Below are 22,341 nucleotides of genomic sequence, written 5' to 3' on the forward strand. Positions count from 1 at the left end.
TGTAAGATTCTCAAATAAATGCGACTGTGGGGTGCATACACCGCCGGTAGGCGTGGGGATTTGTGAAATTAAATGCGACGGTTTTCTCCTATTTACTGCGACTGGATATGAGATGGATGACAATAGCTGCGATCAGATAGTTGTCCGGCAAACACGGCGCATTGGTCCGACACGACGAAGCGTCTCCGGCATCTACGTTTTTCGTCGGGAGGCGTCTATCCCATTCGAATCGACGCTGGAGAGGGACTTCCTGATCCGAGCCGAATTCATGTCGGATGTGCTTGCTGTGACTGCTCAACCGGTCAGCATCCCATTTATCGACCCACAGGGACGTTCTAGCGTCTACACGCCGGACTTTTTGGTTCATTACCGGCTTGGCAATCGCTCCTATGAGGATTACCCACGACCATTACTGGTGGAGGTCAAACCAGCCAAGGCATGGCGCGCCAACTGGAGGGCCTGGGCAGGTAAGTGGAAGGCTGCGCGCCAGTTTGCGCATGTGCAGGGTTGGCAGTTTCGGATCTATGACGAGTCGCGTATCCGCGATCAGACACTACAGAACATCCGTTTTCTGGAGCGATACCAGCGGATGGAGTTTGCGGTGGAAGAGTCACGTTGGATCATCGACAACCTACAGAAGATGGGCGCGACGCCTTTTCACTACCTGCTATCTAGACACTTCATGGGCGCATACCGCGTAAATGGTGTTGCGCATATTTGGCACCTCCTTGCGAGCCGGAAAATCGAGTGTGATATGAGCCGTCCACTTAGCGATCAGACAGAGTTGTGGGTGTCTAGCTATGCATGACATCGACGATGAAGCGCACCTAAATCCTGCGTTTGAGCCATGCCGCCAGCGTGTCAGCCTAGAGATTGGCGCTTTTGTGCAGCATGGCAGCGCCATCTATAAGATCGTCCAGCATCTAGATTTTGAGTCAGCGATTGGTCTTGATGTCGAAACTGGGCGCAGCATGGCTTTGCGGTTAGGCGAGCTACGGCCTGTAGAAGCTGGAGTGCAGTCGTCAACGCACAATGTGGATCTGGCCGAGATCGCGGATGAGGACTGGAGGATTGCCGAGAAGAGGTTTGCCGCAATCAAGCCACTATTAGGTAGTTTCAGCGGAGGGCGCGAGGCGGTTACACGGCGGGCAGAGGAGGTGGGCGTTGACGCCGGGACCTTGTACCGCTGGATGAAGCGGTACCGGGCCTATGAGGTAATCTCTGCACTCATTCCCCGTAAGCGGGGATGGCAGCAGGGGAAGGGGCGCATTTCTGCCCAGGCCGAAGAAGTCATCGGCGCGGTCTTGTCCGATTTCTATCTAACCAGCCAACGGCCCAGCGTACAGAAAACCATTGTAGAGATTCAGCGACGCTGCTCGGATCGGGGTATCAATGCTCCTGGTGAGTCCGCCATCCGTGCGCGAATCGCAAACCTCAGTGAGCGGGACCGTCTGCGTGGGCGTGGATATAAGGAAAAAGCCAAGAATCGTTTTCTTCCCGCAGCAGGTAGCTTTCCTAACGCCGACTATCCTCTTGCCGTCGTGCAAATAGACCACACACCCGCCGACATCATCCTTGTAGACGATGTCTACCGTAAGCCTATTGGTCGTCCATGGATCACCTTGGCGATGGATGTTCACAGCCGCATGGTGACGGGTTATTACCTCTCCTTCGATCCACCATCAGAAACCTCGGTAGCTATGTGTGTCGCCCATTCGGTACTACCGAAGGAAGACTGGCTCGCGCTGCACAAAGTAGATGCGCAGTGGCCAGTCTGGGGTGTACCGAAAACAATTCATGTCGACAACGGTGCGGATTTTCGCTCGAACAATTTTCAGCAGTCGTGCCTCATGTACGGTATCAATTTGGAGTTCAGACCTGTTAAGCAACCGCGTTATGGCGGACACATTGAGCGAATGCTCGGCACGTTGTTGCGCGAAATTCATGGCTTACCGGGAACCACGTTCTCATCGATTAAGGAGCGTGACGGGTACGATGCCGAGAAGCATGCGGTACTGACCAAGTCTGAGTTCGAGGAGTGGTTGGTAACTCTCATCTGCAAGGTTTACCACCAACGCCTACATTCGACCTTAATGATGTCACCATCCCGCAAGTGGGAGATTGGGATCTTCGGGAACGCAGAAGCACCGGGTGTTGGCATCCCCCCACGGCCTGTCGGTGGCCACAGCATCTTGCTGGATTTCCTACCCGCCTTCAGGCGTACCGTGCAGACCTTTGGTGTGACAATCGATGGTATGAGCTATTACGCCGAAGCGCTGCGCCCTTGGATAAATGCGATCGAAAAGGAGACCGGTGCGAAGCGCGAATTCACGTTCCGGCGAGACCCGCGCGACATTAGCACGCTGTGGTTTTTCGATCCGGATATTAAGCAGTACTTCAAGATTCCATTCGCCAATCAGGCACTGCCAGCCATGAGTGTTTGGGAGTACCGCCAAGCCAAGGAAAAGCTCAAACAAGAGGGGCGTGCTGGTGTAGATCACCATCAGATCTTACGTGCAGTTACGGAGCTGCGTACCAAGGTTGATGAGGCTCGAGAAAAGACGAAGCTTGCCCGAAAACAGGCTCAGCGCCGTAAAGATCACGCGAATAAGGTGTCTCCGGGAGCACCATTGGCTGGTGTGCTTCCTCGGCCGCCAGCTTCTACACCAGCACCGACGAACCCTGCCATTTCCGGCTTATTGGATGACATAGATCCATTCGGAGATATCGCATGACCAAGTATGAGCATATACACCCAGATTTTCGTCATGTGATGTCCTTGTCGGACAAGGAGCGGATTGCCTTTCTGGATATGCCACGCTGGATTGGCTATGCAAAAGCGCAGCAGATGCTTGAGACCCTTCAGGGCCTTTTGCACAAGCCTCAACGACCGCGCATGCCTAATCTTCTGATCGTGGGCGAGCCGAACAACGGCAAGACCACTATCGTGCGCCGCTTTGTCGATCTTTGCGGAAAGGGTTATGTGAATGAGGAGTCGGACCCGGTCAAGCCTGTAATCCTTGCCGAGGCACCGCCGAGTGCCGACGAGAAAGGGTTGTACATTTCCATCCTGGAGCAGTTCTTTACGCCTTATCGAGCTACTGACCCATGCGCCAAGCTGCGCTACCAGGTTATCCATCTGTTCCGTGCCTGCCATGTGCGCATGTTAGTGATTGATGAGTTCCACTCCTTGTTGACTGGGTCCCCGATCAAGCAGCGCGAGGTCATGAATGCCATCAAGCTGCTGTGCAATGAACTTGCAATCCCCATTGTCGGCGTTGGTACACGTGAGGCAGTACGTGTACTGCATACCGATCCGCAACACGCGAGTAGATTTGACGTCTTTAGCCTTTCAACTTGGGCGCTGGATAAGGAGTTCCAAGCGTTGCTGGCTAGCTTTGAGCGTGTTCTGCCCTTACGCCAACCTTCACGTCTCCATCAGCCAGAGCTTGCGTTGACCTTGCATTCAATATGCGATGGCAATATCGGCAACCTGCATCGTTTGCTTGTTGCATGTGCTTCCGATGCGATCCAGAACGGGCATGAATGCATCGACAGACAGGTGATCGAGGCGAAGGCTTGGATGCGTCCAACCAGCGGTATCCGAGAGTTCATCGCGTAGCCCCGGTGATGCAATTCATCTCTCGTTTACCGGATGAGCTGTTGTCGTCCTGGCTGGTCCGCGTGGCCATGAAGCAAGGCTGCGATCCGCTAGCGCTCACCTCCTGCTTTTGGCCCCAGCGCCGCGTTTGGGCGACTGATCTAGATCGGGGGGCAATTGGGCGTCCACATGATTGCGCCGGTCTTTCAGAGAGCGATTTCTCCGAGCTCACCTTAGCGTCAATCGCATCAAAAGTTGCATATGACACAGGGCCAGGCGAAGCCGTCTGGCCATGGATACTTGCTGCGGGTTGTCGCAACCGTCGTAGGCATGGCGGACTGCAGTTCTGCCCAGAGTGTTTAGCCGCAGATACCTGGCCTTACTATCGTCGATGCTGGCGGCTGGCATGGCATACCAGTTGCCTAAAGCACGGCTGCATGCTGATGGATCGCTGTGGCGTGTGTGGTCGCACTCCTGAGCCGCATCGATTGACGCTCGCGAACCCAAACCTTGCGCTGTGTGCTACGTGTGGAGCTGACTTTCGCACTCAAATATCACCCCTCTATGACTTGCAGGCAGCGCGCTTTCAGCTGTGTGCAGATCAAGCCGTGGAGCATGGTGAAGCGCGCTATGGAGACACTGTTGTTCTGACGGCAGAGTGGTTTAGGTTGGCACGCTTTCTAGTCGCTTTGCTTCGGGCTGCGGGTCGTGCAGGGCACCAGTGTTTTAGCCAAATGTTTGAGCGAGTCGGTATGGGGCAAGCCAGCACTTGGTCTCCGGTAACTGGGCTCCCTTTAGAGCTGCTACCAACATACGAACGTATGGCTTTGTTAGCCCCCGCATACCAAGTTCTCAATGTGGAGCTAGATGCATTGGTGGATGCCGCCTTATCTTCGGGCATTACCCGCAACGCGTTACTTTCTGTTGGCGGTCACGCGCCGCCTTGTCTCAATGTATTGGTTTCTGCTCTTCCGCAGGGCACCTCAATATGCTCTAGAAAGCCATCAGAGAAGCAGTGTCGTCCGCGCTCTCGCGTCGCTGTTGAGCGGATGGTGGCGCGCCTCAAGAGAAAGGCAAGGTGGTAATGCATGCCGCTGATGCGGCTTCCGCGCTTTACTGCAGCGGCTGTGGCCGTTCGATGGCGAAGGCGCATCGGAAGCATAACGGTGAGCGCTTTTGTGCAACCTGCTATGCGCGTTTGTTCACGCGGCGTTTGTGTTCGAGCTGTGGAAGATTTGCTCGATTGCCGCCCGGTGACGGATCGATATGCCGTAAATGTGAAAGCGCTAGACCCTGTGTACGCTGTGGCACAAGCGGACGGAGTGTTGGGGTGATGACGCGCTATGGTCCTGTGTGTAATGCGTGCCGCCCACACTTCGTCGATCCCAAGCCTTGTGGCGAGTGCGGAAAACCATCCAATAGGCTATCCCGAGTCTCGCGCTTGGGGCTGGATGTGCAGGTATGCCCTGTATGTGCACGACGTGACTTCGCTACCTGCCAGAGCTGTCGACGACATCGAATTTTAGCTGAGAGCCGAGACGGTCGCTTACTGTGCAGCCTATGTATGTCTGTTGGAATAGTGAGCTGCCGAGACTGCGGAGAGCAGATGCCAGCAGGGCGGGGGATCAGGTGTGAATCCTGTTACTGGCGTGGCCTGCACAGTAAACGTGTGCAGCTTGATCAAGCTGCATTTGCTACGCCGCAATTTGCAGCCTTGTTCGCTGAATATGCTGCATGGCTACAAGAGCGAATTGGTTGGCAGCGTGCGGCGCTGCGGATTCATCGATACTTGCCATTTTTCATCGAGATCGAGCAGCGTTGGCGTGATGTTCCTAGTTACTCCGTCTTGCTAGCTCACTTCGGCGCGGAAGGTTTACGGCATGTCCGGTTGCCCATGACGTGGTTTACCGAAGCCCAACGCATGGAGGTAAACGCAGTAGCGCGTGAAGCAGACTCCGAAAACAGGCGCATCCGCAGGCTGCTCGGCACTATGCCAGCTGGGACTGTTGGTGCGTTGGCGCTTACAGCGTATCGAGACCTACTGCAGGCAAAAGTCGACGCGGGGAAATCAACAAGTCGCTCGATGCGGCTAGCGCTTCGCCCGGCGGTGAGTTTGTTGCTTGTTGCGGATGGCTCCGGGAATACATTGCCGAATCAAGCCACCGTAGATCGCCTGCTGCGCGAAACTCCTGGCCAGCTAGCGGCTTTAATCGGCTTCATCTGCTATCTCAACAAGCACTATGCGTTGGGCCTTTTGCCTGTTGTAGATGAGCAGCACGCTGCGGCACGCCGTCGACAAAGTCTGGAGGCCAAACTGCTGGCTTTGGCGCGCGGTGGTGGCGACAGTAATAGCTTTCGGCGCAAATGGGTCTGCATCGGGCTGATGTATTTCCACGGGCTTTCAAAAGTACCGAGCGGACAGGTACTAAGTGACGCAATTTCTATTGATGCCGATGGCTATCGTATTTCCATTAGGGGGCAGGAGTACTGGCTGCCAACCCCCGAGTCTATAGCCGCTACTGAATAGCCCCTCATTCCGTTCAAAAGCGGCCGCTAGAAGCAGGCCGCCTTTGACCCCTGATTACTGTCTACGAAATTTGGGGGCGATTTGACGAGCACCAACACCTTGCATACCCACAGCAGATGCTGGGCGACACCGGCGACCATCTGTGTGGTACAGGCACTTTCTGCACTGACCCGCGCGGTGGGGTGTATTGCCTGACTCTTACAGGAAAGAAGAGCTGCAGGCGGGTTAATGGGAGCTGTGACTAAGCTAAAGACCACAGAGATCGCACCTGTCTAGCTCCGCCAATTCCGCAACCTCAGCGCTCGGTGCATGCCATGCCACGCAGCTTCCGCGAGTGATTGCATGATGGCACTATGGCGCTCATCAACTCTTCCAATGCAGCGTCCCCGCCTCTGGCGCTTCGGCTTATCGCTCGACTCGGGTTGTTGCGGTTAGCCATACACAAAGGATCGTGTCATGACAGACGAAGTAGCTCCGCTCGACGATAATTTTAAGGGGCAACAGGCTTACCTCCCGCCAGGTGCCATCGAGTGGCTACCGTTGACTGAGGAAGCTTTCACGGTACTGAAGGCCGTAGACGAAGCTGATGATGTACAAATCCGCGCTAATAAATCTGCGCTTTCGGATATGTTTGCGTCCGCACTTCAAATCCCCAACCTAGGGTTCTTTGCGGGAAGTGGTACTTCGCTTGGAGCTGTCGGCGGCCCGAGCATGTGGGAACTATGGCAACGAGCGATGTGCCCCGAGGAGCCAAACAGGCTCTCCGAACGCGCTGCCAACATCGCAGATACCGTCCGTTATCTAGAGAGAATCAACCCCAACATCGAGCACTTTTTGTCCCAGTGCGACGCCTATTTGGCATTCAACAGCGACGACGGGGTCAGTGCATTTGTTAACGAAGTGAAAGCCTTGATTCTTCACGCCTGCTCGGAGTTTATGAATAGCAATACTTCGGACATCTCAGCGTACAGGAATCTGCTGCAGAAGTTAGCGAGGCGCAGGGTTAGAGATCCTCGGCTAAAGGTTTTTACTACGAACTACGACATGTGCTTCGAAACCGCAGCATCCGATCTTGGGATGGTTACCATTGATGGCTTCTCGTACACCCGAAAGCGCAGATTTGATGGGAAGCACTTCACCTATGACATCGTGCGACGCGAGGCGGACAGCCATGAATTTACGGAGGGCATTTACCACCTCCTGAAGCTTCATGGGTCCGTAAGCTGGAGTCGGGAAGGTACAGAGATTTACGAGCATGCGGCTCCTTCTCCAGAGAATGCATGTTTAATCTATCCAGCCAAGGGAAAGTATCAGCAAGCATTCCTACAGCCACACCTTGAACTCCTATCAAGGTTTTTGGAGTTTTTGCGACAACCCAATAGTTGCTTAATTATCGCGGGCTTCGGCTTCAACGATGATCACCTCTCTGAGCCCATTTACTCTGCAATTCAGTCCAACCCAAGCCTCAAACTTATTCTCTGTGACTTCCACGGCATCCCTCACCTACATAATCGCGGTCGACATGGCTCAAGTGCATATTGGGGGAAATTCCATGATCTTGCGATGGAGGGATTCGACATCCACTTCATCAGCGCTTCATTCGCGGACATGGTCAGCCACATTCCTCACCTTCGTACCGCTTCGCCCGCAGAGCAGCTAGCAAATGCCGTGAGACGCATAAAGGGAGGGGCATAATCGATGGCACTGGACGGAATACTGACCAGCACCCTGAAAATAGGAGTGGTATCTAGTGTCAGCGCTCAACTCATCAAAATCAATCTCGCTCATGCCGGCGAGGTAAGCGGGCACTATCTTGGCAAAAATCGCTATGGCAAAGGTGAAGTTGGCGAACTTGTCTTGATCGAAGGTCAGCAAACAGTACTTTTGGGCCGTATCACGGAGGTCAACCTTCCCGACCGTGATCGTACTGAAATCTCTCAAGATTTTTCAGGGATTCGCCAGATCGACGCTATTGGGTTCATTCGTCTATTGGGCTCGGTAAATCCTCAGACCCTTAAGATCACAGCCGGGGTCAGCTCTTATCCTCGGCTAGGTGATCGGGTCTACTCCGCACCTGGCGAGTTCATATCCCAGATTCCGGTGCTGACGTCTGCAGGTGTAGGCGCAGAAGTGCCACGCGTTACTCTGGATCTAGGGCATGTTGCGGGGGATAACGGGTTCCCAATCGCGGTAACCCCAGAGAAGCTATTTGGCCGACACTGCGCAATTTTGGGCTCGACAGGCGGCGGCAAGAGTTGGACAACATCCAAGTTGATCCAAGAATGCCGAAAATTCTCATGCAAGCTCGTCTTGATCGATGCTACTGGGGAGTATCGATCGCTAAATGGGGCCGACACCGTTCATTGCCACCTGGGTGAGCCTATCCATCGAAGTGCAGAGTCGATCGAAGTCGCCATCCCTCCCACAAGCTTTGCTGAAACTGACTTCATCGCCTTGTTCCAGCCTTCAGGGAAGACTCAAGGGCCAAAGCTAAGGGAAGCGATTAAAAGCTTACGGTTGGTGGCGCTTGCACCAGATTTATTCCCGCACGGAATTGTGCGCAAGGTCAACCAATCTAAAAATATCTACAGAGAAGCAATGAAGCGCGACAACAACGCTAGCTTGGTCGGCAATCCAAGCCAACCATTCGAGCCTAGACGCCTCGTCCAGCAAGTTGTCCAAGAGTGCTGCTATCTAGATGCTGGCGTAGATAAAATGGATCGCTGGGGGAGCGCGAGCAATGAGCTTTCATACTGCTCCTCGCTCATGACCCGGATTATGAGTGTGATGAACTCCCGCTCCCTCAGCTGCGTTTTCAGTCCTGAAGAAAACGTACCGAGTCTCGTTGATAGCCTTGATGCATTCTTGGAGGGCGAAAAACGTCTGTTCAGGATTTGCCTGAGCTCAATCGGTTATGAATTTAATGCTCGGGAAGTAATTGCCAATGCAATAGGACGACTGCTCCTGCAGCGTGCCAGAAGTGAAGCGTTCCGCCGGAACCCATTGATCGTGATTCTCGATGAAGCTCATAACTTCCTCGGCAAAACCCTCGGAAACGAGGACGACCTTCAGAATCTCGATGCATTTGAGCTGATTGCCAAAGAAGGCCGTAAGTACGGCTTGAATATCTGCCTCGCAACTCAACGACCTCGGGATATTACCGAAGGCGTTTTGAGCCAGATGGGTACCCTTCTAGTGCATCGATTGACCAATGATCGAGATCGAGAAGTCGTCGAGCGCGCATGCGGAGAGATAGATCGATCCGCTGCTGCATTCCTTCCCAACCTCAAGCAGGGTGAAGTAGCAATGGTGGGGGTGGATTTTCCGATTCCGGTGACCATTCAAATTGGTCGCCCTTCTCAACCGCCAATGTCAGATGGACCCAGCTTCCAAGAGCTGTGGTAATCGAGCCAGGCACCGAACGATCAAACTCTAGGCAGTGCAGGCACTCAGTACTCGGCACCAAGACATCGGCTGCAGAATTCACTTTTAAAGGACAAGCCTCACATGGCTATGACGTTTTACCTAGATGAAAGCGGTCATAGCGGCGACGCGGTGAACAGCGGAGATGAATTTGACTTCAAAGGTCAGCCTTTCTTTGCGTTGGCTGCCGTTGGGATAGAGGACGAAGCTTTTATTGCAGCCCGAATTGACGAGCTAAAAGCGCTTCATCGAATACCACCAGGCGAGCTGAAGTCTAAATCCCTCACATCCAAATCGAAATTTGTTCTGGACGTGATCAGCTTTCTCGAATCGATCGATGCACCGATTTTGGTCGAGCTTGTGGATAAGCGTTTTTTCATCATCGCCAACATTGTTTCCTTTCAGCTGACACCCGCGTGCATGAGTTTTCCAGAGGGGGCCAGCACCTCATATATTCGAAACGGGATAGCCGATTTTCTCTGTGCTGAAGCGCCCAATGAACTGTTAGATATTTTTGCTCAGGCCTGCCTTGAGCCCAGCGATGAAAACGTTCTTTTGTCCTTTTCTGCGCTCCAAGAGTTAGGTGAAAAACGAAGAAAATTAGTTGGGCCTGTCGCCGAGTGCTTATGTTTAATGGTTGAGGATGCTCGCTCTGAGTACCTAGAACTCAAAGCGGAGGATGCCAATGCGTATCTTCAGTTCCTTCCCCCGCCAGATCATAACAAGCGAAACAAGCGCGTTTGGATGCTTCCCAACCTCACCTCATTCACCAACATTTATGCGCGGCTTAACCTCTTTTTTAGCAAAAAGCTGAGCGGTATTCGGATTGTCCACGATCAACAGTTGGAAATTGAAGAAATTCTTCAGCTAGGAAAAGCGAATGCCGAGGCGCCCAAAGATGAGCGGCCCTTCGCTCCGCGCTCAGACTACGTATTTGAAGAGAGCGCTACACTAGAGTTTGCACACTCATACGAGTCCATTGGACTGCAGCTAGCTGATGTCGTGGCCGGCGCAGTGATGCGTTATTTCAGGGATAGTAAAAGCGGCGACACACATCCTGACTTAGATAAAGCCGTATTGCAGTTGATCCGGAATACCAACAAAAAGCCGGGGTATGGAGTCAATCAGGTAGTCGCGAGTTTCGAAGTACGACATGCCTGAGCATTGTCTGATTTCGTATCTCTGCGTTCGTAATCTTCGCACTGAGTCCAGGATCGGAGAGAAAAGGTATATTGCTTTCACTGGAGAGGGACGGCTAGATCGATGACGACAGAAACCAAAAATAAGCTCGCCATCGGCAAACGAAACGAGTTTGCCATCTGGGGTTATCTGCTTGGTGAGCAGATAGATGTCTTTCCCTCCTTGGTCGATGACAAGGGGATAGACGGAATCGTTGGTTTTAATGGGCGATATTTCGAAGTACAGATTAAGAGTGGGGAAAATTGGAACAATCAGCGAGGTCTGAGTCGTGCAGCAGTTAGCCACAACCCGGCTCGTATTTTTCTAATTTACAACACCACTAAGGACGAGGTTCGGTATTTCACGGGCCAGCAAATCCTAGATGAGGAGGAATGGCAGGCCTCCATTGACTGGGACAGGTCGCAGATCAAGCTACCCAAACGAATGTTGGAAAAATACGCCGCTCATGATTGGGCCGGTTTTATTGCCTACCTGAAGTCGCCCAAGCCAGATTGACCGTATCAGTGATCTGGATACTCCCGACTAGGGAGCTTCCCGCATGCAGATTGTATTAACCTGGATCAGCGGTTGTATAAATCATTCCGGATCCAACACCGTTACATCAAGCAGGATCGCAAAGCCATAGGTGCCGCAGCATTATGGGATTGTCTCTTCCAGGTAATGTGGGAGCGGAGCGCAGGTGCCCAGTTTGGATAATGGGGCGTGTATTCGCGCAACCTGCTGGTGACACCTCTGTAGGCCCGTCTCGTAATGCCAATCGTTGACCATTGGTTTGTTGAGGGGGGCCTGACCGCTTGCGCAAGAAGTGAGTGGTGAGTGCCGAGGCTGGATTGCGATCAGTGGCTGAGAATACATAAGCCACCATGTGTGCGTGAGGCATACGCCAAGCGTAACGGCCATCTAGGAATCGTTGAATCCCTTCGTCACCATATTGGGTAAGTCGACGATTGCCGTGTAGCACTTTGCACTCTAGGAAAAGTGCGTCATGGCGACCATCGCTAATACCCTGGCGCGGCTGTGCAGGGTACACCGTGATGTCTGGTGTTTTGTCGATTGATTCGCCGAGCCAGTCGGCAAGTTTGGCGTCTCGCACAGGCACGCCGAATAAATCGGCTGTGAAGCCTGGCACTGTACCTTTGGTACGAATATCGACTAGAACATCGAGTAAGCGATCTGTAATGCGATCTTCGTCGTGAGTGTTCAAGACCGCCTGATGTTCAAGTACCAATATGCGCCAGGCTTGACGAATCGCATGTTCCACAACAGCTATCACTCTGGGGTTCCATGGTGCAAAAGCATCGTATTGAGTGGGCACCCTTCCTAGGCTCGTGAACGTCACGTTGCAGATACCCCCACTTGGCCGTTCATAAGGGACGAGCCGCATGGCTCCAGGGCTTCTCCTGGTTGCAACCAATCTAGCGTCAGACTACGTGCCTCTGTAAGAGTCCAGTAACGCATCTGATCGAGCTGTCCCAGCACTGTTCTGTCCTTGAGTCTTATCTCTATACGCGAGCTCCAGTAGCTTTGCGTAAAGCCCACCAGATGCGCTAAATCGGAGGTCTGCACACCTTCTTGTGATGAGCTTTCAGGCGCGCCGATCTCGATAAAGACCCATCCATCAATGGGGCGAATTTGCAGCTCTGCTACCTTCGAATGGCTAGGATCTACGAAGGGATTGATTAGCTTCGCTACCGTATCGATGAACTGCTGACGAGTAGCCGTGCATGTAGGGGCAGTCGCTTCTTTCGATACATCGGTGAACGGTAACTCCATCTTCAGCGTGTCGCGTACCAACTGCCGATCCGCCGTGCTCAGGCCGTGTAGATCGAAAACGAGCTCATCTAGCTCCTGCCAGTTCGCGTTACGTTCACGCAGTTTTCCGGCCACTACTCGCAATTGTTTCCATTGCTCGGGAGTCAATTTTTCCTCCCTAATCAGCGGAAAGTCCAAAAGATCCTTTTGCAGAGACGAGTCGCGTTCAACACCAAATTTTGGGCTGGTAAGCAATTGGTGATACAGAAATAGGTCGCTATAGGACACGACGTAAATCAGATCAATCAACCCTGCGAGTTCGGGCTTCTCAAAGGCCGACAGGCCAATAAAACTCTCCCGGTAAGCGACATCTGACGCTGAAAAAAGCGCGCCACGGAATTCCCTCTCTTGCCTGGGAGACTCGCGTAGTAATAGCAATGGTCCACGGTAGATTTCAGGGGAGCGAGGCCATTGTAACTTGGGCAATTCAAAGTACAGATCTTCGCCCGAGACTCTCGAGCCGCTGGCCACAACAAAAGTCATGTCGTGTTGTACGTCGAGCAGCCCTACCAGATGGCTAGCGTCGGTTTGACGATTCTTCTCTTTGCCAAGCTGATAGCCACTGTTGAAGCTTCCACCATGCTTGGCCACCTGTTGACCCAGCGATAGCGCTGCTTCGCCGCGCATGCGATGAAGTAAATCCAGCCCAAGCCGTCCGCCTTTGTAGAGCGCTTTAAAGGCTTGTGGGTCGCTGCAGGCCTGGTGCAGCGACACAGGAATCGCGGAGCTCGGGTCTATACGGAAGACGCCTTCTTGGGAAAGTCGCGGTTCATGTCGAGGGCTGATAAAGAAGAAACCGTCTAGAGGCCCAGGTGTTTCATTGGTCGCGACCATTAAGGCAAATTGCGCATCATTCTTAGGCCAAATTTTCTGGTCCTGACGTAGCGCCGCGAAATTCATCACGCCTGTAACGCGAAGGTTTTCAAAAACGTGGCGGCGCAGTTCGAATGAGTCACCTTGAAAGAGGAAGCGACCATGCACTGCAAAACCAATAGCACCTGCGGGTTTCGCCCATATTGAAGCGGCAAGCAGGAAGGCAATATCTGGTGATCCATAGCGGGCAACCACGTTCGAGGTGGAGGATGGCGTCGGCTTTGCGAGGAGTTTGCGCAGCGTACGATTCAACGCACCGGCGCGGTCATCCTTGAACGCATTCCAAGGTGGGTTTCCGACGACAATGTCGTATTGCCCCGCATGGCGATGTAGCACTTCGCTGGACAGGCTGCCCAGCTTGTTATCGTGCGGCGAGTCGTCAGGCACCAAGGACTGATCGAGTGAGCTTTCGTCAACGGGGTGCAGAATCGAGCCGATTAGCTTTTTGAACTTGAGCTCCGAAAGAGGGCGGGGATCCGGGTCGAGCTCAAGAGCGCACAGATATAGGCTCAAAGCCGTCACATTCAGGGCATCGTGGTTTACGTCTAGACCAGCGATCTGCTCCATCAGTATCCGGCGTATCTCTGCCCGGCAAGGACGTTCCCCCGTTGCTCGCCAGCGTTCGGCAACGAGCCGCTTAAACGCGAGCACAAGGAACACTCCACCGCCTACAGATGGGTCGAGCACTCGAGCTCGATCGGGGGGCGTGCTGCTCACAGCACTAAAGGCACCATCGACCACAATCTCTGCGAGTTTTCGTGGAGTGAAGTGAATGCTGGTTTCCCTGGCTAGCTCCGGAATAAATTGGTGGGCGAAGTCTTCGTATACTTGGCTAAGCACGTCGACAGGGACGTGTTTAAAGTAAATACCTCCCCACTGAAGCGGTAACTGTCCATGAACCGCCTTGTATTGGATGTTGGTCAGGTGCCAGCACACAGTTTCGGCGCCCGCTTCGAGCAGTTGTCGAAGCTCTCCATACTTATCAGGGGCGTCATGTGAGTCTGTCAGGCTGAGCAGATCGCCATTGAATGTTTTGTCCAGCCAAGTGCACGTTTCAATCAGCGCATCGAGATTACTGAACACCATACTAAGATCGTTTGCTTGGCGACTAATACGCGGCAGCTCTGCCTCACTGACAATGCGTCTGTCGACTAGAAACCTAAAGAACAATGCGCGGCCTACAAGCGAAAGTACTTGCTGGACGGTGAGTGAAGGAGCGCAACGATGGATGTCACGCGCAGCGTCCGTTAGCAGCCGGAACAATAAGCTGTCCAGCCAAAGCCCGGCAGCTTTACGAGACTTGCGTGTGCTGACAGTTGGAGTGATGTCTGTAGTACTACCGCTGAGCATGCCGCGGAATTTGGCGTAGCCGGCTGCTTCAGTGTCGGACAGCACAGGGGGAGGAAGTGTATCGTCCATCAAGATGGGGTACACAATCACCTTTCCTGGTTCAACCACTGCTAGGTAGCGCGCGTCTGCTCGGCAAGCTAGTACACGGACCAGTTGTGACAGCTCGGTCGTGGTTGTCCGAGAACTGCCCAAGGTGTCGCGTCGAACTATGTAGATAAGCGGCACGCCACCCGACTCTACGACAGCGTCTGGGAGGAGCTCTTGACTGTCCTGGCTTGGAAGCAGATCTAAATAACGTACGTGACGTGGACCTGAGGGCGCACCAAGATCAACGGTGCTATCTGAGGTCACGCCTGCCTTGGCGAGCCAGTCCTGTAGGTTATCCATGGTTACGCGCTTTCTGTTTATTTACGGCGAATTTCGAGTGGCCCACGCTGCCGGGGCCTAACTCCAACTCACGCTGTTGTTCGTGAACGCCATCTAGCCCTGCACAGTGCCTGTTTACCAGCTTCAAAACTTCATTCAGGTTAATGATGATGCCTGCGCCAAGCTGGCGATGCTCATCAATCAACAAGGCTTCAGAAGAGTCGCTGGCCAAAAAGAGCTGCTGGGCCGCCATCGCACGGGGACCCGAAAGAGATTGCTGGATAGGTGAAACCCAGTGCGCAATCGCTTCCTTTCGAAGTCCCAAGCGTTCCAGTTCGCACAGGACCGCAACAACTATTAAGTCGTGACGGGTGTACTCCCTAGCGACTCGCTCACTGGCTGGCCGTTTAGCGAACTCTGGAAGGTTTTTGAGCAAATTTCGCAGACGATGTCTGTCAACGCGGCCGACGGCAGCGAGATCTGCAAATGTAATGCGAGAGGATAGCATCGGCTCAGTATAGGTAGACGTCTGCGTAGACTCAACGCAGTAGTTAGCTATTTTTGCGCAGATCTGCGTAAAAAATACGCAGATTTAAGTGTCTGCCCTGTGCTATCGAACCAGGATCGATCATTGATGAGGTCATGCTTCGTTTGACCTTGCACGTCAGAGTGCATAGGTTAGATGTCACGTGGCCATCGCACCCTTCTGGGGCGGTGATCAGTGACTTTGGGCTGCGTTACCTCATGCAAGGAGTGCAACTGTGAATGGCACAGTCTCGATCATCGATGCACGTCAGTTAGAGACGGCCAATCCCCATCTCAAAGATCCAGTCGACTACCGAAAAAGCGGGCTGAGCCTGAACCACATCGTCGGCTGTCCGCTTGACTGCAGCTATTGTGTTCGCCATCTGTTCGGAAACTTTGATCAACGTGTACCTCAAGCCTTGATGAGTGATGAGGATGCGTTCGAGCAATTCGTCTCACACCGATACTTCCAGCCCCATGTAACGCCTATCCAGTTGTTCAACCGCGCGACAGATCCGATGCTGCCGGAGGTGAGATCTCATACTCACAACATCCTTCGCCTGTTGGACGAGGCCGGCCTGACCAATCATGTTCTTGTCATCACCCGCTGGAAGGTTTCTGAGGAAGACTGCGACAAGTTCAATGCCTTGAAGCACATCAAGCTGACGGTGCTGGTGACTTACTCCGGAATTGACAATCCGAAGATCGAACCCATCAATTCCTCAATTGCCGAGAAAAGCTTGAAGGTATTGTTTCGCAACGCCAAAAGCTACAGAGCGCTTCTCTACTGGCGCCCCATTATTCCGGGTGTCAACGACACTGCAGAGCATGTTGCACGAGCGGCATCACTAGCCGCCCATGCACACGCGACTGTGTTCAGCGGGCTCTTTTATCGCGAAGAGATCGCAGCGTTCTTCAAGGCCGAGGGGATTCGTGAACCATACCTGGGCACTGCTAGGCGCAAGCTGCTGCCGCTAGACGATGAGCAGCGAATTTTAAGACTCTTTCGCCAGTCGAACCGTGACGCCCCAATCTTCCACAAGACATCTTGCGGAGTCGCATACACACATCAGCAGCCGGACTATAACGGCCATTTTGGTATCGCCGAGCTCTGTGCCTTGTGCCCAGCTTCGCAAGTGTCGCTGTGCAAAGGTGCTTGGAGGAAACCGGATGAGGCACTACTTAAACAGATGTGTTTAAGCCTGGGCGCGACAACTGAGCCGGAAGTGAATGAGCGAGCTATTGTTGTTCGCGGTTTAGATGAGCAGCGGCGCTACTTCCTACAGCACACTTTTGGGTACCAAGTGCATGATGCCGAAAAGCCCCATTACTACGCACGGCATGGCCGGGCCGAAGCGGAACGGAGCTGCTGAATGAACATTGGATTCACACTACCGACTGCCCCCATTGTCATCGTTGATGTCGAGGGCAATGGGCAAAACCCGCCGGACGTGGTCGAAATTGCGATCGTTCCTTACCCTGCGGAAAACAGCAAAGCCTATGCGAGCTGGCTGATAAAACCAGATGCACCGATCACCTGGCAGGCTGAGCGAATCCATGGAATAGATAACGCTGCTGTCTCGCTTTGCCCACCTTGGGGCGAGGTTCAGGCTGAGGTACAGCTGCATCTAGAGGGCAAGTGGTTCGTTGCTCACAATGCATCGGTAGATTACTCGGTCGTTAAGCGGCATCTACCCAGTTGGAGCCCCGTCGGAGTAATCGACACGCTTAAACTTGCTCGCCATGTTTACCCCAATGCCTCAAGTCACGGTCTTGAGGCAATGTTGACCCTGACAGGTTTGAGAAGTCAGGTATCAGAGCAACTGCACCGTGCCGGAGATGACGCTTACGCGACGGCCCTTTTGCTCGACCATCTATTTAAGAAGTCCAAAGCGTCGAGTTGGGCAGAGATCTGCAAAATCGCGCAGTTCAATACCGCGCCGGAATCGCAAGAGCCTCCTCCTGAACAAGGAAGCTTGTGGTGAATGCGTTGATCGTTGGTGTCGCTGGGACTCACTCCACTGGCAAGTCCACGTTCTGTGAAGAGCTGAAGCACACTTTGGAGGCCAAAGGGGTCAAGGTCGCTACGATTCCTTCCTTCGGGAGACTCGCAGTAGAGCAGGGTATTCCGTTGCTCACTCAGCATACCTACGACTCGACGATGTGGTTCATCGACCGCACGCTAGAAGCTCAGGGGTTGGCCTGCTCGTCTGCTGAAGTCGTCTTGGTCGATCGTCCGATTTTGGACGCGTTGGCGTACTGGAATGCCGCAACTGACTATCGCCAAGCCCCCGCCAGCACCGGCGAAACTGAACGTGTATATGCGTTGGTATCAGGTCGGCTGCAAGAATACTGCGCAATTGTGGCGACTAAGTTAGATACATCCATTCCTCTCGGCCCGAAAAGGGACAACAACCTATTATTTCGAGAGCTAGTGGATTCGCACCTACATCGGCTCCTAGAAAGCCAGGCTATCTCGCACCAACTACTAACGCCAGCCGCGAAGGGTTCACTTATGTCGTCGCTCAGCAACCAACTACTTTCTCAGTTAGGGTACAAATGAGCTCTCCTGTAGCGGCGAGGCTCGCCGAGAAAACTGTCCGCAGGTTGGGGTTTGGCACAATGAGGCTGACCGGCCCGGGGATATGGGGGCCTCCAACGAACGAAGAGAATGCTTTGGCCGTCCTACGCGCGGCAGTTTCGGCGGGTGTCCAACATATCGATACAGCTGATGCCTATGGGCCTCACGTGGCCGAGGAACTGATCTGCAAGGCGTTACACCCCTATGCAGATGATCTACTCATCGCAACCAAAGGTGGATTTACTCGCCATGGTCCTGGTCGCTGGGTTCCCTGCGGGAGTCCTGCTTACCTCAGGCAGTGCGTCGAGCTCAGTCTCAGGCGTCTAAATGTCGAGGCTATAGACCTGTACTACCTGCACCGCATTGACCCGAACATTCCGATCGCTGACCAGGTTGGTGAGCTGGATCGAATGCGCGTGGAGGGGAAAATCAAAGCACTTGGGCTTTCGAAAGTGGATGTCCGCCAAGTGGAGGAAGCGATCAAGACCGCTCCAATCGCTGCGATTCAAAACGCTTTCAGTATTTCCAACCGCGAGGCCCTGCCAATCATTCAATGGTGTGAGCAGAATGACACGGCGTTCGTCGCTTATGCACCATTGGAGGCGGGTAAGAGGCTGGCGAGCAGTTTATCGACCACTGAAGCTCTTGAAGAGTTACTTGCATTTTCACCCGTGGTGTTCCCAATCCCTGGAACGTCCAGCGTGCAGCATCTTGAAGAGAACCTAAAGGCAGGAAGGCGCTGACTCTTCAGCTCCCTCTATCCGCCGATGAACTTCTATCGGTTCGTTCTGCTAGAGCTGTCGAGCAAACGCAATTCTGACGATGTGCTCTGCTTTTGGGAGCGTCCCACCATGGCGTGCGCATAGCCCCTTGATGCACATTGATACCTTTGCCGCGTTCGCGTTCGAACAGGAGCTGGAATCGTCCGCAGTCCAGCTCAACCAGCATCGTTGATGGGAGGGCTGCTCCAAGCTTCTGACCTGCAGGGCGTTTACAGCAGGACGCATCCGGCCGCTCAGGGTTTGCGACGTTGAATAGGGCTTGGTGAACGCTTGAGAATTTCGAGCAGCACGAGCACTGGAGGATGTGCTGGGAGAGCAGAAAAAACTAACCCCCTGGTGCGCAGTGCGAGAAAAATCTCGCCTGAGGCGTGGGGGTTACTCTTGTTGCCAAGCCTAATGGTGAAGGACTATGCCGTCAACCTCACTGCACGCCGGCGGTCAGGTACACGGAACATCGCTTGCTGCTCACGTGCCAATTCAACTTGGTTGCTTTGCCGTGGACGAGGCTGGGTGAGGTGAAAATGCGGGTGCATTGCCTTGGAGAACGGCACGATCTTGCATGAGTGAGTATTCGCATCGACGCCGACACTAATTCGCCTGCCTGATCGACACCGCCTTGCACTCAAAATCGACACCAAACAGCGCCCGCTCTTGGCCGAGACAGACGCTGGGGGCAGGCAGCTACCTGCCAAGAGCGGACACTAACGCTTGAGCTGAGCTGAGCTGAGCTGTGCCGCGCCGCGAAGCGGTTTTGGCCTGAACGATCTCCTGGGAGGTAATAGGGGGGCACCGAAGCCCCCATGTGCGCGGCCAGATCACCAGAGCCATACGCACCTATGATCTTAGTTCGGCTTCGGTCGATGGAACTCTTTACGCGGTGCGATCTGAGCTACGCGAGATGACGAGACACCGTACTTGGCAGCGGTCGCGTCTGTACGTTCGCCGCTGGCGATTTCAGCTTGAATAGCTTGGTTTCGGAGCTGCATTACCTGCTTTTCCAAGCGTGCGATATCTTGGCCTTGGCTCTCGATTATCTTCTCGTGCTTGTCGACTTTGGCATTCAATTCCTGCTGGGCTTTTGCTACGGCCTCAAGGGCAACGAGGACATAGTTCTGCTTTTTGGGCATCGTGCTTCTCCATGACACTGATCGATTTAGTTAAATTAATTTAATTTCGGCTGTGCCACTTGTCAAGGAACTCACATCCGCGAGATCAAGCTTACGGCCCAGGGGGTAAGCGTCGGGGAGGCGGATGGCTGGCGGTTTTGCATGCAATCCGGTGTCGATCAGGCAGGCGAATTAGTGTCGGTGTCGATGCGAATACTCACATGAGCGCCGGTTTTTTCATTTTGACGTCTGGCGATCCGGGAGCAGCCCGAGCTCGGGGTTATGATAAGGGAACATTCACTTTTCCCAGTGCGTTACGCACGGCGGCTTCGCCTGCGACTTCTTCACTTTTGGTTCGCGAGTGGGAGAATGACATGCAGTTTTCAATTTGCTTACCTTCGAGAGGCTGCACAATCCCTTTCAAATAACGAATTGATTCTAGGGTGGCTGTTAGCCATTTCTTGAACTCATCCATATTGGGAGGAATACAAACCAATCCTTTGAAGTTCTCCTCGGATTCCTTGGGCGCGCCACTCGCATCTTTCTTCATTCTCGGTCGCCGCTGAATTTCCAAAATACATACCCATTTATCTCGAAATATTAAGCGGGCCACTAGGATTCCGCGGACTTTTCTGCTGACGGTGTCAGAGTAAAGCCAGTTACGAATAGTGGTGCTGACCTCTTCTTCCTTATCGAATTCGGTCAGCCCAATAAGCTGGGGCTCTGGATCGTTTTTGAACCCGCCCTCCCATGTAAACCACTGAACCTTTTCAATTTTATCTGGATGCTTTTTTTGCAGGAACAACATGGCGTTCCAGACGTCCCGTAAGGTTCCTTGCGACTCAAGCACTGGCTTGGCGTGAATTGACGCATAGCCGACACCTTTTCCATCCCCGGACGGCTCTCCACCAGAGTATTTGTCGGCACAGGTTCCCTGCTGTTTAGCTCCTGCCTTGCTTTCCGCTTTTTCGCGGCGGCGGTCGATAATCAAACGCTTCTCGCCAAGCTCTTCAAAATCATCGTCTTCAATCTCGATAGAGGCGGCGCTATGGTCCGGCTCTTCATCGCTAGTGAGGTCAACAATTTCCGGGGGTTTGATTAGCTGCCGCTCAGGAGTGCCTGCCCATGCCTCGCGAGCGCCTGGGTCGGCACCTTCGTTTACACGGTTGGAATTTTCTCGATCTCTAACGATCAGTGCCCCCTGAGGGTTGGAGCATCCATTTACTTGCAGAGCGAGGAAAGATTTGCCGTTGTTGAAGCGGATACCGGAGACCTTTAACTCTGCATGCCCTTGGAACCACGGGGCCACTTTAATGAACGCGGGCAATCTACCCCTAGGATCATGCTCTGCTTCTATCTGTGCATAGATGCTTTTCGCTGCGGATCGTGTATAGGGGTCGTACTTAGCGTGAGCAAGAAAAACGATATCGCCATTGACCATTCGGCTGCGTAGTTTCACCTTCCATTGCCCAGGTTCTTCTGGCTCACCAAGTGGTGCGTAAAGTCTGCTGTTATGGATGTCTGTTGGTTCGCACCAAGGATAGGTAGCTAGTACGCGTTTTAACTCTGCTGACCGGCCATAGCATCGGGTGAAGAATTCGATGCATGGAATTAGTAATTTCCCTCCTGACTGAAGATCAAATTCGATCATCCAGTTCTTGTCTCTTTCATATTGCAAAGGATGAATTTCAGAAGGGTATGGCGGCGCATTGCCTTGTAGCAGGGCCTCATTGAACGAGACCACGCGCCAAGTGTTTCTGCTGATCATCACGTCGAACTTATCGACTTCGAAGATAGCTTCGGACTGGCATTTCTGATCTTTCCAGATACTGCCGATGCGAACTTGGCCAAGTTCAGTAATAGGGATGCGGCGAGGAATGATCTCGTCCCCTAGGCCCTCAGGCCCTATTTCTCTGAACGCGACGAGCGCATGGGGCTGAGAGTTAGCAACCGGATTTTTGTAGATGCCGCAATACCACCACGCGATCATCGCGTGGTCGCTTATTCCTAGGTCGCTTTCGAGTCGGATAACCCGACTCAATGGCTTAATCGGTTGCTCGAGCCTGATGGGCATCGTTCTTCATCCTCAAAACAGCAACGCCACGATGGCTGCCTGATCGTGGCGCTGATTCTGAGTCTTTTTCTTGCTTGTCGCAGATTATTTCGCTGTGTCGCATTAATTCCCGTAAGTCACA

The 22,341-nt window shown here is 53.4% G+C and carries 17 protein-coding genes; 13 read left to right on the forward strand and 4 right to left on the reverse strand.

Features of this window, described 5'->3' with window-relative positions; translation table 11 throughout:
• The 9 genes from CTR55_RS27165 to CTR55_RS27200 form a co-directional block, all read left to right on the forward strand.
• Nucleotides 1–808, forward strand: an 808-nt coding sequence (locus CTR55_RS27165) for a TnsA endonuclease N-terminal domain-containing protein (RefSeq protein WP_363712026.1), incomplete at its 5' end; no start/stop codon positions are given.
• A complete protein-coding gene (locus tag CTR55_RS27170) occupies nucleotides 801–2,735 on the forward strand; it encodes a Mu transposase C-terminal domain-containing protein (protein WP_296291659.1) in 1,935 nt (644 codons plus the stop codon). The genes CTR55_RS27165 and CTR55_RS27170, both read left to right, overlap by 8 nt.
• Nucleotides 2,732–3,622, forward strand: coding sequence for a TniB family NTP-binding protein (locus CTR55_RS27175; RefSeq protein ID WP_296291661.1), 891 nt, complete (start codon nucleotides 2,732–2,734; stop codon nucleotides 3,620–3,622). The genes CTR55_RS27170 and CTR55_RS27175 overlap by 4 nt, the downstream gene beginning before the upstream one ends.
• An 8-nt stretch (nucleotides 3,623–3,630) precedes the next feature.
• Complete coding sequence (locus tag CTR55_RS27395) at nucleotides 3,631–4,686, forward strand: TniQ family protein (RefSeq protein ID WP_363712029.1); 1,056 nt, start codon at nucleotides 3,631–3,633, stop codon at nucleotides 4,684–4,686.
• A 584-nt stretch (nucleotides 4,687–5,270) separates the two neighbouring features.
• A complete protein-coding gene (locus CTR55_RS27180) occupies nucleotides 5,271–6,128 on the forward strand; it encodes a hypothetical protein (protein ID WP_296291664.1) in 858 nt (285 codons plus the stop codon).
• Between the two features lie 456 nt (nucleotides 6,129–6,584).
• Nucleotides 6,585–7,823 (forward strand): SIR2 family protein, encoded by a 1,239-nt coding sequence (locus tag CTR55_RS27185; protein ID WP_296291666.1) that lies wholly within the window; start codon nucleotides 6,585–6,587, stop codon nucleotides 7,821–7,823.
• 3 nt (nucleotides 7,824–7,826) lie between these two features.
• Nucleotides 7,827–9,533, forward strand: coding sequence for an ATP-binding protein (locus CTR55_RS27190; protein ID WP_296291668.1), 1,707 nt, complete (start codon nucleotides 7,827–7,829; stop codon nucleotides 9,531–9,533).
• 102 nt (nucleotides 9,534–9,635) lie between these two features.
• Nucleotides 9,636–10,712: a DUF3800 domain-containing protein gene (locus CTR55_RS27195; RefSeq protein ID WP_296291672.1), complete on the forward strand. Its 1,077-nt coding sequence runs from the start codon at nucleotides 9,636–9,638 to the stop codon at nucleotides 10,710–10,712.
• A 102-nt stretch (nucleotides 10,713–10,814) separates the two neighbouring features.
• Nucleotides 10,815–11,246: a PmeII family type II restriction endonuclease gene (locus CTR55_RS27200; RefSeq protein WP_296291674.1), complete on the forward strand. Its 432-nt coding sequence runs from the start codon at nucleotides 10,815–10,817 to the stop codon at nucleotides 11,244–11,246.
• Nucleotides 11,247–12,086: 840 nt separating this feature from the next.
• Here CTR55_RS27200 and CTR55_RS27205 read toward each other — a convergent pair.
• Together CTR55_RS27205 and CTR55_RS27210 are read right to left on the reverse strand one after the other, a co-directional pair.
• Nucleotides 12,087–14,870 carry an N-6 DNA methylase gene (locus tag CTR55_RS27205; protein ID WP_296291676.1) on the reverse strand — a complete coding sequence of 928 codons (2,784 nt, stop codon included), beginning with the start codon at nucleotides 14,868–14,870 and terminating at the stop codon, nucleotides 12,087–12,089.
• 295 nt (nucleotides 14,871–15,165) lie between these two features.
• Nucleotides 15,166–15,405 (reverse strand): hypothetical protein, encoded by a 240-nt coding sequence (locus CTR55_RS27210; protein WP_296291677.1) that lies wholly within the window; start codon nucleotides 15,403–15,405, stop codon nucleotides 15,166–15,168.
• A gap of 508 nt (nucleotides 15,406–15,913) precedes the next feature.
• Here CTR55_RS27210 and CTR55_RS27215 point away from each other — a divergent pair.
• The 4 genes from CTR55_RS27215 to CTR55_RS27230 are packed head-to-tail and all read left to right on the forward strand — an operon-like array spanning nucleotide 15,914 to nucleotide 19,001.
• A complete protein-coding gene (locus CTR55_RS27215) occupies nucleotides 15,914–17,050 on the forward strand; it encodes a radical SAM protein (RefSeq protein WP_296291679.1) in 1,137 nt (378 codons plus the stop codon).
• The gene (locus tag CTR55_RS27220) at nucleotides 17,051–17,662 is read left to right on the forward strand and encodes a 3'-5' exonuclease (protein ID WP_296291680.1); all 612 of its coding nucleotides are present in this window, start codon (nucleotides 17,051–17,053) and stop codon (nucleotides 17,660–17,662) included. It begins immediately after the preceding gene.
• A complete protein-coding gene (locus CTR55_RS27225) occupies nucleotides 17,659–18,240 on the forward strand; it encodes an AAA family ATPase (RefSeq protein WP_296291682.1) in 582 nt (193 codons plus the stop codon). The genes CTR55_RS27220 and CTR55_RS27225 overlap by 4 nt, the downstream gene beginning before the upstream one ends.
• Nucleotides 18,237–19,001, forward strand: a complete 765-nt coding sequence (locus CTR55_RS27230) for an aldo/keto reductase (protein WP_296291684.1) — start codon at nucleotides 18,237–18,239, stop codon at nucleotides 18,999–19,001. Before CTR55_RS27225 ends, CTR55_RS27230 begins: the two co-directional genes overlap by 4 nt.
• An 881-nt stretch (nucleotides 19,002–19,882) precedes the next feature.
• Here the strand turns inward: CTR55_RS27230 and CTR55_RS27235 are convergent.
• Both CTR55_RS27235 and CTR55_RS27240 read right to left on the reverse strand, forming a co-directional pair.
• Complete coding sequence (locus tag CTR55_RS27235) at nucleotides 19,883–20,167, reverse strand: hypothetical protein (RefSeq protein ID WP_296291686.1); 285 nt, start codon at nucleotides 20,165–20,167, stop codon at nucleotides 19,883–19,885.
• Between the two features lie 259 nt (nucleotides 20,168–20,426).
• The gene (locus CTR55_RS27240; protein WP_296291688.1) at nucleotides 20,427–22,220 is read right to left on the reverse strand and encodes a hypothetical protein; all 1,794 of its coding nucleotides are present in this window, start codon (nucleotides 22,218–22,220) and stop codon (nucleotides 20,427–20,429) included.
• Between the last annotated feature and the right edge of the window lie 121 nt (nucleotides 22,221–22,341).

This window comes from Pseudomonas sp. (assembly GCF_002796985.1).
Taxonomy (GTDB): Bacteria; Pseudomonadota; Gammaproteobacteria; order Pseudomonadales; family Pseudomonadaceae; genus Pseudomonas.